Raw genomic sequence first — 13,503 nt, 5'->3', positions numbered from 1 at the left:
TCGTTGATTATGGTATCGCCGGTTTTCGGATTTCCTTTAGCAAGGGTGTTGAAAAACTATTGCGCTTGGCCATACAGCGTTAACATTCGGCTCAAAATGCTCATTTATCACCCATAAACTGCGCTTATTCGCCGAATTTTGCCTTGTCTGGCCTGTGCTCATGACGTTTTTCAACACCCTTGATAGTGGAAAGGTTATAACACGGGAGACGGCTTCGGGAGGGGGATGCTGGATTCAGGAACAGGATCTGGTGCGGCGGCGGTCAGGGCCGGTAAAACGGCATTGACGATGGTATTGATTTCGTCGTCGATCTGTTGGTACCGGATATCGTCGACATCCAGGTAAATCCGTTTTTGGTGGGGATAAATATCGTTTTCAGGATCAATATAAATGGCGCGATAGACATTTTTACCTAATAAAATCAGTGTGAAATCCGCCTTTGGGCAAACATCTTCAATTACCCGACCGGCATTTCCCGGGTAGATGGCCATTGGCCTTTCCGGCGTGTAAAAAACAGGGTGTTGGGCAGTAGAATCGGTCTGGCCGGAATCCAGGCGTTTTCGGGCCAGCCCTTCCAATATGGCCTTCTTGAGATGATTCAGTATGTTTTGATATTCACGGGAGGGGGTCACGGCCCCGGCCGGTCCGGGGGATGCATCGAACATGGGATTCATGGACGGCAGAATGGCGATGGTGACCGGTGATCGGTGCAGCGGCTTGGGGGATGGGCATGCCCACCGGCGGTAATTGGCAGACTGGTCCGCCGACAGGGTGAAGGCGTCCTGCTCCGCCGCGCCGATTTTCTGCAACGTACTGACAAGAAACGGATGCTCCATATACCGCAGAAAGGCGGGTTCCGATTGAAAAACCGCCTTGAGGAAGCTGAATTCCTTGTCGGAAAGGTTCATGGCGGCCAGTTCGGTTTCGTTGGCATCACGGCTGCTCGTGGCGAACAACCCTTTATGGCGGATCATCGCTGCCAGGCCGACCTTCTCCCCACGGCTGACCTTTTGGACCAGAAACAAGCGCGTGGCCATGAGTTCCGCGCAGGGATAGAGGCTGTCGTGTTCTCTTTTTCCCTTGAAGAGATTCAGACGGCGGTCGTAGTGATACAGCACCTCGGAAAGGCCTAATATGTTGGTGTCGAGCACCATCAGCTCCGCTCGAAGGGGTACCGGTCCGAACATACGCCTGGAAACCAGGTCGAAGTCCAGGGGGAGATTGAGCCCCCGGGTGGCCCAGGTGGATCGTTCTGCCGGGTCCCCTGCCTGACCCAGGACGACTTCCATGAGATAGGCCAGGGTTTCACCGGCGATCTGTTCAGCCTCGGTCAACTGCGTCGTCTGGATCGACGGGGGCACGGAACGACGGGGGGCCAGCGGACTGCACGCGGCGACGATAAGGGTCTGTACCATCAGTAAAAGTACCGGCAGCTTGAAAAGACGGGGCATCATCCGGTAGCGTGCTCTTCCAGCAGGACAACCGCCCGCGAATGTCTGCCATCGCATTTGAGAATCAAGGGCTGTTCCAAACGCACATGGTTTAGATGGTGGTCGAAAAATACGATCGGCAAGGCCTGCAGGGTGTCCCAACGAATGAAATCGCCGTTTCCTTCGGAAACCGTCAGGTAGGGGATCCCGTTGGCGGTGATATGTTGAAAAAAGTGGGATCCATGGGATGGGTCGGCTTTCAGCATGGCGTTTCGTATTTCCACAATGGCTCCCACGCCATCAATGTCATGCCATTTTACCGGGATGCCCAGCCATCGGTCAAAGGATCCCCATCGTCCCGGCCCCATCAGCAGGTAGGGTCGTTTTTCCTTCAGCAGGTTCTGGTTGACTACAGCGATGGACTGGGCAATCTCCACCGTGTTGTTGGGGTCGAAAGTCTCGGGCCGGACGAAGACGATGTCGGCAATCGTTTGTTTGCGGCCATGGCCCAGAGCCTGGGCGGAGTAGCACAAGGCATTGGCCGCGTCCTTATCCGTCACTTCCACATCATGCAGATCCTCTCCGGCCGACATGGGGCGCATCTGGAGAATATTGAACGTTCCTTTATGATCGGTGTCGCCGGTCAGGTTGATGGAAAACTCGAACTCAACGGCGCAGCCCATGCCGTCCCGGCCCATGGCCAGCAGATCTTTGAGCAGTCCGGGCAGCGGGAAGCTGTCATATTTGAGTACCGGCGCAAAGGTGAGCACCCGGCTGCCGGGGATATGGACGGTGTCTCGGATGCGGTGCTCGGCAGGAACGTAAGTCCCGGCCAGGCGCTGAACCGGTCCTTCGGCCTCGGCATCGTCTACGTGGCGTTGCTCCACATTGACGCCCCGTTCAAAGTAGAGGCCGTCCGGAACGCCCTCCATGCCCAGTGCCCAGAACTGGCGCTGGGCGTTGGCCAGGATGTCTTCGACTTTGGAAAATTGGGGCAGCACCTGGGGGTATGCCGGTGAAAATCGAAGCGACGGTTCGCCTTCTGGGATTCCTCGGCCAAACCCCATGACGATGCGTGCCACCCCGTCTTCCGCCTTCAACGGCGCTACCGGATAAAAATTGTTGGATTGGGCGATGCCGGAGATGTCCGGGTAGAAGAACCTGCCGTGCCGGCTGCCTACCACCTGCTGGATGATCACGGCCATCTGGTCCCTCCGGATCCGGTATGCGGTGCCGCTTAAAAACCGCCTCGGGTCCCGGAACCAGGTGGAGGCGTATACCAGTTTCACGGCGGTGATCAACTGGGTGCAGCGGATGGAAAAATCCGCATGGTTATTGGGCACCATGTAGGTTTTATAAAGGCCGGTGAACGGGTGGTTGTGAACATCCTCGAGCAGGCCCGAACTCCTGATTGACAAGGGCTGGTGAACGGCTTCCAGGAACCGGTGCAATTGATCCGCCAGCCAGGGGGGCATTTCTCCCCCGAGAAACGCCTGGGCGATCCGGTCGTCCGAATCGTTCGCCATGGCTGACGGCTCCAGGCCGTTGTGGGAGACAAAGGCGTCGAATCCTTCCGTGGTGATGACCAGGGTATGCGGCACCTGGATGGTGACATCCGGATAGCGTTCCTGAAGGTGGGGAGACCGGCGCAGCAGGTTGGACACGAAGGCCAGGCCCCTGGCCTTCCCGCCCAAGGATCCGTTGCCGATCTTCACGAAATCGGAAATTTCGGGGTCGTAGTCCTTGGAATTGAAATGCACCACTACGCCTTTCTGGCGCCATTTACGAAGGGCGTGGATGTGGGCGATGATATACTGCCGGATGGCGTCTGCTCCGGAAAAATCGGCGGCCTTGGCCTTTCTCAGGCGCGAAGCCATGGCGATTTCACCGCGGGCCATGATCCAGTTGGAGAAACGATTCCGGGTGGCATGATAGAGCAGGGATTCATCGGGCACGGCCGGCAGGATCTCCTCGAGGGCCTTGAGATTGGCGGCACGGGCGATTTCACTGCCGTTGGGCCGCCGGAAAACGAAGTCACCGAATCCCAGGGCATCCAAAAAGAACTGGTGGATTTCGGCAAGCAGCTCGTCACTGTTCTTGTCCAGAAAGGCCGCCGGGATCCGTGCGGCCAGATCCTTGTTCCGGGGCTCGTTGCTGATGAGCAGAAGCGGCAGGTCCGGGATCGCCCGGCGAACCTCGCTCAAGAACGCGTAGCCGGCGTCGGCCGTGACCTGGCCGTCTTTGGGGTAGCGGGTGTCTGAGATAATGCCGAACAGGTACTCACCGTATTGCCGAAACAGGGACATGGCCTGCTCGTAACTCTCGGCCACCAGAATCTTTGGCCGGGCGCGCATCTTGAGCAGGCGGTGCTCCTGATTCAAGCTCTCTTCCAGCACTTCCTGGGTCTGGTTGACGACCTCTTTATATATCAGCGGCAGAAAATAGGAGGTATACAGGGGAGAGTCCTCCACCAGAATCAGGACCCGCACCATGGCTTTCTGGGTGTCGGCGGGCACGTTGAGCCGGTCTTCCATGCTTTTGACGATGGCCAGCAGCAGGTCCGAATCACCGGACCAGATGAAGGTCTGGTCGATGCCGGAGATGTCCCTGCCCTCCGGCGGCGGGTAGATGCCCTTGACGCTGTGGGCCAGGAGCACCACCGGCAGGTCGGCATGGGCGCGTTTGATCTGCTGCCCCAGGTCGAAGACGTCCATGTCATCCAGGTGGGGCATGGCGATAACCAGGTGGAACGGCTTCTGGGCCAGCATTTCCATGGCCTGGGCGGCTGTGGCCGCCTGGGTGATCCGCGGCGGACGGCTGAGGTTCAGCCCCCGGTACTCGTTGATGATCTTGGATGCCAGACTGCCGTCTTCTTCAAGGATGTAGGCATCGTAGGGACTGGCCACCAGGAGGATCTCAAACACCTTGTTTGACATCAACTCGTGGAATACCTTAAAGTGGGTGTCAAAATCTTCATTTTGGAAGGATACCGGCAGGTTCAAGGCGTTGTTGTTCATTTTTACCCAAAAAAGTCGTCTCAGGGGTTGATCCGGGACTTCTGACCGCCCTGCAAGGATACGGTCGGCGGCCCCATTTTTCAAGTGGAAAACAGAACCGTCGGTCTAAACGCCTTTTTTGATAACGGTAGATCTCATTTTTTCGATTCAGCCATCAGATAGCAAATTTGAACCAAGGAGCACCATTGCCGTGAAATCAAGAAAAAAGGCCGTCTGGGGTTGGGCCATGTATGACTGGGCCAATTCCGCTTTTGCCACCACTGTGATGTCCGGTTTTTTTCCCGTCTTCTTCAAGCAGTACTGGAGTGCCGGTGTGGACGTCAACCTGAGCACGGCCCGCCTGGGACTGGGCAATGCCGCGGCCGGCCTGCTGGTCGCCCTGGCCGCGCCGATCCTGGGTGCCGTGGCCGATCGGGGTTCTGCCCGTAAGCGATTTCTGGCCCTGTTCGCCTACCTGGGGGTACTGATGACAGCTGCCCTTTTCTTCGTGGGCCAGGGACAGTGGGCTTTTGCCGTAGTGGTCTATGCCATGGGCGTTATCGGGTTTTCCGGCGCCAATGTTTTTTACGATGCCCTGCTCCCGGAAGTGGCCGGAGAAAAGGAAGTCGATTTCGTGTCCGGCTTAGGCTTCTCCATGGGCTACCTGGGCGGGGGACTGCTCTTTCTGGTGAATGTGCTGATGGTAGTGATGCCCCAACGGTTCGGTCTGGCCGATGCCGGCCAGGCGGTTCGAATCGGCTTTCTCACCGTAGCCCTGTGGTGGGGGTTTTTTACCTTGTTCATCCTGATCTGGGTGCCCGAGGAGTCCGCGCCCGCGACACGGACCATCACCGCCGGCATCTGGTCCGGCGGCTTTGCTCAGCTCAAGCACACCTTCGGGCAAATGCGGCACATGAAGACCGTCCTCCTGTTCTTATGCGCCTACTGGCTTTACATCGACGGTGTGGATACCATCATTCGTATGGCGGTGGATTACGGCATGAGCCTGGGTTTTGCCTCCAACGATCTGCTCCTGGCCCTTCTGGTAACCCAGTTCGTGGGCTTTCCGGCGGCCCTGGGCTTCGGCCGGCTGGGCCAGCGGTTCGGACCCCGAAAGGGCATTTACATCGCCATCGGCGTATATGTGGCGGCCACTTTCTGGGGAATTACCATGACCCGCAAGGAAGAATTCTATGTGCTGGCGGTGGTCATCGGTCTGGTGCAGGGGGGAATCCAGGCCCTTTCCCGTTCCTATTACTCCCGCCTGATCCCTGCGGACAAACCGGCGGAATTTTACGGGTTTTATAACATGCTGGGCAAATTCGCCGCCATCATCGGCCCGGTGCTGGTGGGCGGGGTGGGACTGCTCATGCGCCGGATACTCATGCCGGCAAATCCCAGTGCCACGGATCTGGTCCAGGTGGGAACCCTGGCCGCCCGCTGGAGCATGGCCTCGGTGCTGATCCTGTTTGCCGCCGGAGCCGTTTTGCTCTATTTCGTCGATGAGGAGAAGGGGCGGGCGCAGGCGAGGATGCTTTAAGAGATAAATAACAATAACCAAAAATCAAATCACAATATCCAAATCCTACATTCCAAACTTTATCATCATAAATATAATGAAATTCCAATCATTGATGGGAGAAACCAATAGGACAATCGACTGCTGGATTAGCCCTTCTTTTGGATAATGGGATTTGGGATTTATTTGGAATTTGGTCATTGGAATTTGTGGTTTCAAGTCCGTGAGCAGCATGCAGACGAGATCGGATCGCAGGCGTCCATTTTGGCAGCTTTAGATTCCCCTGCAGATGGCTTGCATCTCAGCCGCCCGGTTCGAAAATATCCAATCCACACCACGGGCGACCTCCCGGAACAGACAGCGCCGGGAATCGGCGAAGCCGGTTCCGACGCCCTGATCCAACTGATGATGGCGGGCTAACAAGCCATGGGTTGTCAGCAGGTAGTGGCCGGCAATACCACCCCACCGATGGGCGGCCGCCATCCGGCTGAAGCGGTCAATTCGTATGCGGGCGATGGGCACGAAGGCTTTCGCCGGCAGAAATCCGAAATAGCCGAACATCTCCGGATGCAAACCCATCAGGTGAAAATCCTTCCCGGGTGCCAGGTTCTTGAGCCGTTGCTGCAGACGGCGGCCCTGCACCGCAGGGTTTGGGTAAGGTTCGGTCTTGATTTCCATCATCAGGTGAAGCCGGCCCCCGTATCGATCGACCACTTCCGACAGCGTGGGGATCAGGGGAAATTTTTCCTTGAGTATGTCCAGCGCCATGTGGCTGATCTTGATGTCTTCATTGAACAGGCGGCGGGTGTCCGGGTCGTGAAACACCACCGGAACCCGGTCGCGGGTCCATCGCAGGTCCAGTTCGATGCCCCAGACGCCGGCATCGGCCGCCGCGTCAAAGGCCGCCAGGGTATTTTCGAATCGGCTGTGGTTATCGTGCTCACCGCGATGGGAAATGATGCGGCAGGATTTTAGCAAATGGGGCGGGGGGGCCGGTCGGGGCCACCGCCGGCAGGCCCCGTCGACCAGCCGGTGGAAAACCCCTTCGACCCGTTCTTCCATCCTTCTTTTTCGATTCTGCGCGGGATCCATGACGGGATCAAAAAAGCCTTTGCCTGAGCGGTGGTTTGGGTTATAGGGACGGCTTGCTGTTTTTCGGGGCAGACTACCACATCCGATTCTAAAAAAACAGCCGGCCGGTTTTCGTCGATAACCGGCGGCATCAAAGAATGGAGAAGATCGATTTTATGAAAACAGAGAAAGTAGGCCAGCGCATCCGCACATTTATGGCCAAACAGGATCTGTCACTGGAAACGCTCTCCCAGCGAACAGGCCTTGAAACGGGATTTCTTTCCACGATCATCGAAGATGACGTCTACCCCTCCCTGGGGCCCTTGCTCAAAATTGCCCGGGCCCTGGATATCCGGCTGGGCACGTTTCTTGATGACCAGATCAGCAGCGATCCCCTGGTGGTCCGGCGGGATGACCGCAAGCAGGAAATGAGCATGCTGAGGGGAAAGGACAAGCCCGTGGCCCTGAAATTCTATTCGTTGGGCAGCGGCAAGAGCGACCGGCACATGGAGCCGTTTTATGTGGAGCTTTTGCCGGAATCGGAAAAGGCCAGGGATCTGTCCAGTCACGAGGGTGAGGAATTTATCGTGGTTTACGCCGGCCGGGTGGAGGTCAGCTACGGCACCGAGATTTACGTGCTGGAAGCCGGTGACAGCATCTACTACAACTCCATCGTTCCCCACTATGTCAGCTGCAAGGGGGCCCAGCCGGCAGCCATTTACGCCGTACTTTACATTCCCCGATAGGAATCGCCCATGGCACCGCAGCAATTGCAGTCTTTGACCCTGGGGCAGATCCTTGACCGTACGGTGGCCGTCCATGGTGACCGCGACGCACTGGTTTATGTGGATCGCGATTTCCGACTCTCCTACGCAGAATTTGCGCGGGTAGTGGACCAACTGGCCAAGGGATTGATGGCTCTGGGGGTGAAAAAGGGGGAGAAGGTGGCGGTGTGGGCCACTAATATCCCCTATTGGGTCACCCTTCAGTTTGCCACGGCCAAGATCGGCGCCGTACTGCTGACCGTCAACACCAACTATAAAAGCGCCGAACTGGCCTATCTGCTGGAGCAGTCCGATACCGAGACCCTTTTCATTATCGACGGCTTCCAGGACACCGATTATATCCAGACCGTCCATGACTTGGTGCCGGAGCTGAAACTCCAGGAGCGGGGGCGGCTGGTCAGCCGGCGATTTCCTGGCCTGAAGCGCGTCTGTTTTCTGGGCCAGGAAAAGCACCGGGGCATGTACAGCCTGCCGGAAATCATGGCCCTGGCCCCTTTGGTGACCGACAGCCAGTATCTGGTCCGCCAGGCCGACCTGGACGTGCACGACGTGGTGAACATGCAGTACACCTCCGGCACCACCGGGTTTCCCAAGGGGGTCATGCTCTCCCACCACAACATCGGCAACAACGGCTGGTGGATCGGTGCGAACCAGGGTTTTACGGAGAAAGACCGGCTGTGTCTGCCCGTGCCGCTGTTTCACTGCTTCGGCTGTGTACTGGGGGTGCTGGCCGCCGTGAACCACGGTGCGGCTATGGTGATCTTGGAGAAGTTCGACCCGGTCCAGGTCATGGCTTCGGTGGAACAGGAGCGCTGTACTGCCCTGTACGGTGTTCCCACCATGTTTATTGCCGTGCTGGAGCACCGGCTGTTCGACAAATTCGACTTTTCCTCCCTGCGCACCGGCATCATGGCCGGTTCGCCGTGTCCGGTGCAGGTGATGCGCCAGGTCATGGATCGCATGCACATGCATGAAATAACCATTTGCTACGGTCTTACCGAGAATTCACCGGTGATGACCCAGACCCTGCCCGACGACGATCTGCGGCGGCGCACGGAGACCGTGGGCCGTGCCATGCCGCAGATCGAGATCAAAATCGTGGATCCGGAAACCGGCAATCCCATGCCGGCCGGGCAACAGGGAGAGGTATGCTGCCGAGGGTACAGCGTGATGAAAGGCTACTATAAAATGCCGGAAGCAACGGCCAGGGCCATCGATGCCGACGGGTGGCTCCATTCGGGCGATCTGGGAGTCATGGACCCGGACGGGTACCTGGCCATCACCGGGCGCCACAAGGACATGATTATCCGCGGCGGCGAGAACATCTATCCCCGGGAGATCGAGGAATTTCTCTTCGGTATGGAAGGCATCATGGACGTCCAGGTGGTGGGGGTGCCCAGCCAGAAGTACGGGGAAGAGGTGGGCGCTTTCATTATCCTGAAGGCGGGGGCCGATATCTCCGAGAGTGACGTGAAGGATTTCTGCCGGGGGCAGATCGCCCGCTATAAGGTTCCCAAGTACGTCGCCTTCGTGGACAGCTTTCCATTGACCGCCAGCGGCAAGGTCCAGAAATACAAGCTCCAGGAGAAGTCCGCTGTACTTTTTCATGACCCGGGCGTAGGGTGAACCCATGGCCACCGCACCCTATCGTATCGACGCCGTCCTTTTTGACTTCGACGGCACCCTGACCCGGCCTGGGGCACTTGATTTCTCAGTGATCAAACGGGCCATCGGGTGCCCTGACGGGATCCCCGTGCTGGAATTCATGGCGGGCATCGACGACCCTGTCCAACGGCTGAATATGGCCCGACAACTGGATCGGTTCGAACTGGACGGAGCGGCGGCATCCCGACCTAATGCCGGCGCCGAGCACCTCGTTGCCTCAATTAAAAAGGCCGGCCTGTCGATGGGTATTCTTACCCGCAACAGCCGGGCATCGATAGCAAAGGCCCTGGAAAACTTCTCCGGCCTTCGTATGGCGGACTTCGACGTCATGGTTACCCGGGAGGAGCCGGTGAAGATCAAACCGTCCGGGGAAGGGGTGATGCTGGCAGCCGTAAGAATGGGCGTGGATCCCGCCCACGTTCTGGTGGTGGGTGATTTCGATTTCGACATGCAGGCGGGGAGTAATGCCGGGGCACTGACGGCCTTTCTCACCAACGGTCGATCGATCCCTGTGGATCTTCACTGCCGGTTCGTCGTCGAGATGCTTTCGGATCTGGAGCCAATTCTTACCGATGGCATTTCACTTCCGGCCGGCAAGCTGCCCAACGCATTTCTCGGAGAACTGCTGGAGCGCTACCGTATCGAAGATCCGTCGGTGATCGTGGGGCCGTCGGTGGGTGAGGACACCGCGGCCGTCGATATCGACGGAGAAACGGTGCTGGTGCTCAAGACCGACCCCATCACCTTTGCCACCGAATCCATAGGCCGGTACGCCGTTCTGATCAATGCCAACGATCTTGCCACCGCCGGTGCCGAGGCGCGCTGGATGCTGGCTACCCTGTTGCTGCCCTGTGGGTTCTCCCGAAACCAGGTGCGGCAGATCTTTGCTGACCTCCATGATGCCTGCGCGGCATGGGGTATCACCCTGTGCGGTGGACATACGGAGATCACCGATGCCGTCTGCCGGCCGGTGGTCACCGGCATGATGGCCGGCACGATTGCACGCAACGACCTGATCCGCAAGCGCCGGATGGCCCCGGGAGACCGGGTGCTGGTCACCAAGGGCGTGGCCGTAGAAGGCAGCGCCATCATTGCCGCCGAATTCAGGAATTTGCTTCTGGAAAATGGAATGACCGCCGCCGAGATCGATGCCTGCGGTCAATTTCAGTCCATGATCAGCATCCTGCCGGAAGCCCGGATTGCCTGGACCGTTGGCGGCGTGTCCGCCCTTCACGATGTGACCGAGGGTGGCATCGCCACGGCTCTGATGGAGTTGAGCCAGGCCGGCGGCAGGGGCATCCGCATCCGGCGCGAAACATTGCCGGTTTATCCCCAGACGCGTCGAATAGGAGATTTGCTGGGGATCGATCCTCTGGGACTCATCGGGTCCGGCAGCCTGTTGATCTGCTGCCGGCCGGATCGTGCGGACCGGCTGCTGTCCGAACTGGAGAAAGCCGGTATCATGGCTACGGATATCGGGATCGTAACCGGTGCCGCCCCCGGTATCGATGCCGTGGAAAAAGAAACGCCGGTCGCATGGCCGCATTTTGACGTGGACGAGATTACCCGGCTGTTTACCTGATACGATCTAAATGCTTCCTGGATGACCGGCTGTGAACCTTTAAATGGGGCGAAGTCGCACCCATGCATTGCCGTTGCCTTCTCAGGCGTACTATCGGAAGCCAGGCGAGCAGTATAGCTGCTGCCGTGCCAAGAAATTGGAGCGCGGCAAGGTTGATGTGACCCCACAGATGCCCCTCGCTGCCCGTTGCAGAGATAAAGCACCCACCGCCACCGCCACCCCCTGAATCGGCAGCGATACCGGCAGATACCGACCTCGCTGTGGTGGCTGCCGTTTCATTGGAATAGCCGGTGTGGTCGCTGCCGCTCAGGGTGAGCACCCGATACACATAGGTGGTTCCATCGGACAGGCCGCGGTCGGCATACTCGCGTTCAGCGATTCCCACGATCGCGATCGTGGTGTAGTCGTCGCCCGAGGCCGTCCGGCGCTGGATTTCAAAGCCGGAATCCACCGCCTCCAGAGCGGTCCAGTCCAGATCGATCCGGTCGGTGGAGGACGCCCGGGACTGCAAATCGACGGCTGCCATGGAAACCAGCGCGTTGTAAACGTTGATTCGTCCGCCGGTGGCCACGTACCCATCCAACTGGGGTTTTCTGTCCACCGTGGATTCGATGACCAGTTTGATTTCCGTTGGTGTCAGTGACGGTTTCCGGGCCATGATCAGGGCCGCGGTACCGGACGCATAAGCGGCGGACATGGAAGTCCCCTGGTAGTATTGATATTCATTGTCTCCGTGGGTGGTGTCGGCACAGGTGACGGCCAGGTCGTCGATGAGATAACCGTCGGCCGTACCGGAAGCATCGCTGACGAACCGGAAACGGATATACAGGGAAGCCGTCCCGTCGTAAGCTTTCAGGTCGGCGACCGCCAGTTGCCAAATATTGATGGTTCCGGTGATGGCCTGCACGGGGCCGTCATCCAATCCTACCCATAACTGGGTCCATGTGGTTCCATTGGTGGAGGCTTCCACGAACAGGCAATCGCCGTTGCCGGCGGTGTTCCCGGTGATGTGAAAATCGAGACGGGTGCCATTGAGGCCCGACAGGTTCAATGGATCCAGCCGGACCCAGGCATCCATGTCGTTGGTATAATTGCCGGCGGGGCTGTCGGCGAGCACATCCTTACCGTAAATGGATAGAAGGCCCCAGGCAGCGCTACCGTCCACACTCCAATTGGAAAGTGACGAAAAATCTTCGGCCAACACCGTCTGACGGTCCGGAACCGTGCTGAAAATATCGGTGCCGGGTGCCGCCACGTCGGCCAGTCTGTCGCTGTAATTGGTGAACCATGCCGGATGATCGTCGGCATCCGACGCCGCCACGGAGAGAATGTTGGCACTTTCATAGCTCGCCGGGTAGAGCGGCACGTCGTCCAGGTTGCCGCCTTCGTTGCCGGCGGCGCAGACCACCAGGGCGTCGACGGCATCGATGGCCTCTTTCAGCGCCAGGCTGTAATAGGGACCGCCCCAACTCAGGTTGATCACGTCGGCCCCGTTGTCATCGGCGTATTCGATGGCCTCGATGGCATCGGCGGTGGTGCCGTAATCCGCGGCGGTGATGAAACGCAGGGGCATGATGCTCACCCTCCAGCAGACGCCGGCTGAGCCGATACCATTATTGCCAACGGCTCCGATGATGCCGGCCACATGGGTGCCGTGACCGTGGGGGTCGATGGGCTGATTGTCATTTTCTACAAAGTCCCATCCGTGAATGTCGTCGATGTATCCATTGCCGTCATCGTCGACACCGTTGTTGGTTTCGTTCGGATTGGTCCAGATGTTGGCGGCCAGGTCCGGATGCATCGCATCCACACCGCTATCCACCACCGCCACCACGATATCGATGCTGCCGGTTTCCAGATCCCATGCCCGGTCGGCGTCCATGTCCGCATCGGCCGTCCCGGATGTGCCGTTGACGATTTGGCCGGTATTGACCAGCCCCCACAGACGTGTCATGTCGTCATCGTTGGGAATGGTTTGGAGCCGAAAGCGGTAGTTCGGTTCCGCATAGAGAACATCCGGATCGGAATGATAGAGCGCCACAGCCTGGCTCACCGTCATGTCAGACGGCAATCGCACTTTGCAGATGTGGCTTTTTTCAAATGTCCGGACGGTGGACATCCGCCACATGGATCGGTAATGGACAGCCCGTTCCGGGGCTCGGTTTTCCCGGTATTTTACCAGCACTTCGCCATCCACATAGGGTCGATGGGATGCCGTGGCGGCCAGTGACCACTGGCCGCCGGCCAGTATCAACATGGCTGTGATGAATCCCGCTGCGATTCGATATGCCTGCATGTTTACACTCCGGTTCCGTGAGCGGCGCCAGGCGCGCCCTTGTTCAGTTGTGAAAATTAAAAATGTGGGTGATGCACGCTCCCCTTTCAAACAGGGATATCGGCATCTTGCTGAAGGACTTGAGGACCCGGCGCACAAACCCTGCAGGCGCTAAATTTT

Annotated in this window: 8 protein-coding genes; 4 read left to right on the top strand and 4 right to left on the bottom strand. The window is 58.3% G+C overall.

What is annotated here, in order from left to right:
* Positions 1-194: 194 nt before the first annotated feature.
* Both ACHZBS_RS03005 and ACHZBS_RS03000 read right to left on the bottom strand, forming a co-directional pair.
* Positions 195-1,454 (bottom strand): hypothetical protein, encoded by a 1,260-nt coding sequence (locus ACHZBS_RS03005; protein ID WP_394707960.1) that lies wholly within the window; start codon positions 1,452-1,454, stop codon positions 195-197.
* Positions 1,451-4,447 carry a PEP/pyruvate-binding domain-containing protein gene (locus ACHZBS_RS03000; protein WP_319405049.1) on the bottom strand — a complete coding sequence of 999 codons (2,997 nt, stop codon included), beginning with the start codon at positions 4,445-4,447 and terminating at the stop codon, positions 1,451-1,453. Before ACHZBS_RS03000 ends, ACHZBS_RS03005 begins: the two co-directional genes overlap by 4 nt.
* A 190-nt stretch (positions 4,448-4,637) precedes the next feature.
* Between ACHZBS_RS03000 and ACHZBS_RS02995 the strand changes: the two genes are divergently transcribed.
* A complete protein-coding gene (locus ACHZBS_RS02995) occupies positions 4,638-5,966 on the top strand; it encodes an MFS transporter (RefSeq protein ID WP_319405048.1) in 1,329 nt (442 codons plus the stop codon).
* 252 nt (positions 5,967-6,218) lie between these two features.
* On the opposite strand, the gene ACHZBS_RS02990 is transcribed toward ACHZBS_RS02995, so the two are convergent.
* Entirely contained in the window at positions 6,219-7,007 is a 789-nt protein-coding gene (locus ACHZBS_RS02990; protein WP_319405047.1) for a glycerophosphodiester phosphodiesterase family protein, read from the bottom strand.
* 185 nt (positions 7,008-7,192) lie between these two features.
* On the opposite strand from ACHZBS_RS02990, the gene ACHZBS_RS02985 reads away from it, so the two are divergent.
* From ACHZBS_RS02985 to ACHZBS_RS02975, 3 genes are read left to right on the top strand one after another with little or no spacing between them, the layout of a single operon-like run.
* Entirely contained in the window at positions 7,193-7,762 is a 570-nt protein-coding gene (locus ACHZBS_RS02985; protein WP_319405046.1) for a cupin domain-containing protein, read from the top strand.
* A 9-nt stretch (positions 7,763-7,771) separates the two neighbouring features.
* Positions 7,772-9,427 carry an AMP-binding protein gene (locus tag ACHZBS_RS02980; protein WP_319405045.1) on the top strand — a complete coding sequence of 552 codons (1,656 nt, stop codon included), beginning with the start codon at positions 7,772-7,774 and terminating at the stop codon, positions 9,425-9,427.
* Positions 9,428-9,431: 4 nt separating this feature from the next.
* Complete coding sequence (locus ACHZBS_RS02975) at positions 9,432-11,048, top strand: AIR synthase-related protein (protein WP_319405044.1); 1,617 nt, start codon at positions 9,432-9,434, stop codon at positions 11,046-11,048.
* Here the strand turns inward: ACHZBS_RS02975 and ACHZBS_RS02970 are convergent.
* Positions 11,041-13,344 (bottom strand): S8 family serine peptidase, encoded by a 2,304-nt coding sequence (locus ACHZBS_RS02970; protein ID WP_319405043.1) that lies wholly within the window; start codon positions 13,342-13,344, stop codon positions 11,041-11,043. The genes ACHZBS_RS02975 and ACHZBS_RS02970 overlap by 8 nt on opposite strands.
* Positions 13,345-13,503: the final 159 nt, after the last annotated feature.

Source organism: uncultured Desulfosarcina sp. (assembly GCF_963664155.2).
Taxonomy (GTDB): Bacteria; Desulfobacterota; Desulfobacteria; order Desulfobacterales; family Desulfosarcinaceae; genus Desulfosarcina.
This window is presented reverse-complemented; position numbering and strand designations above follow the sequence as displayed.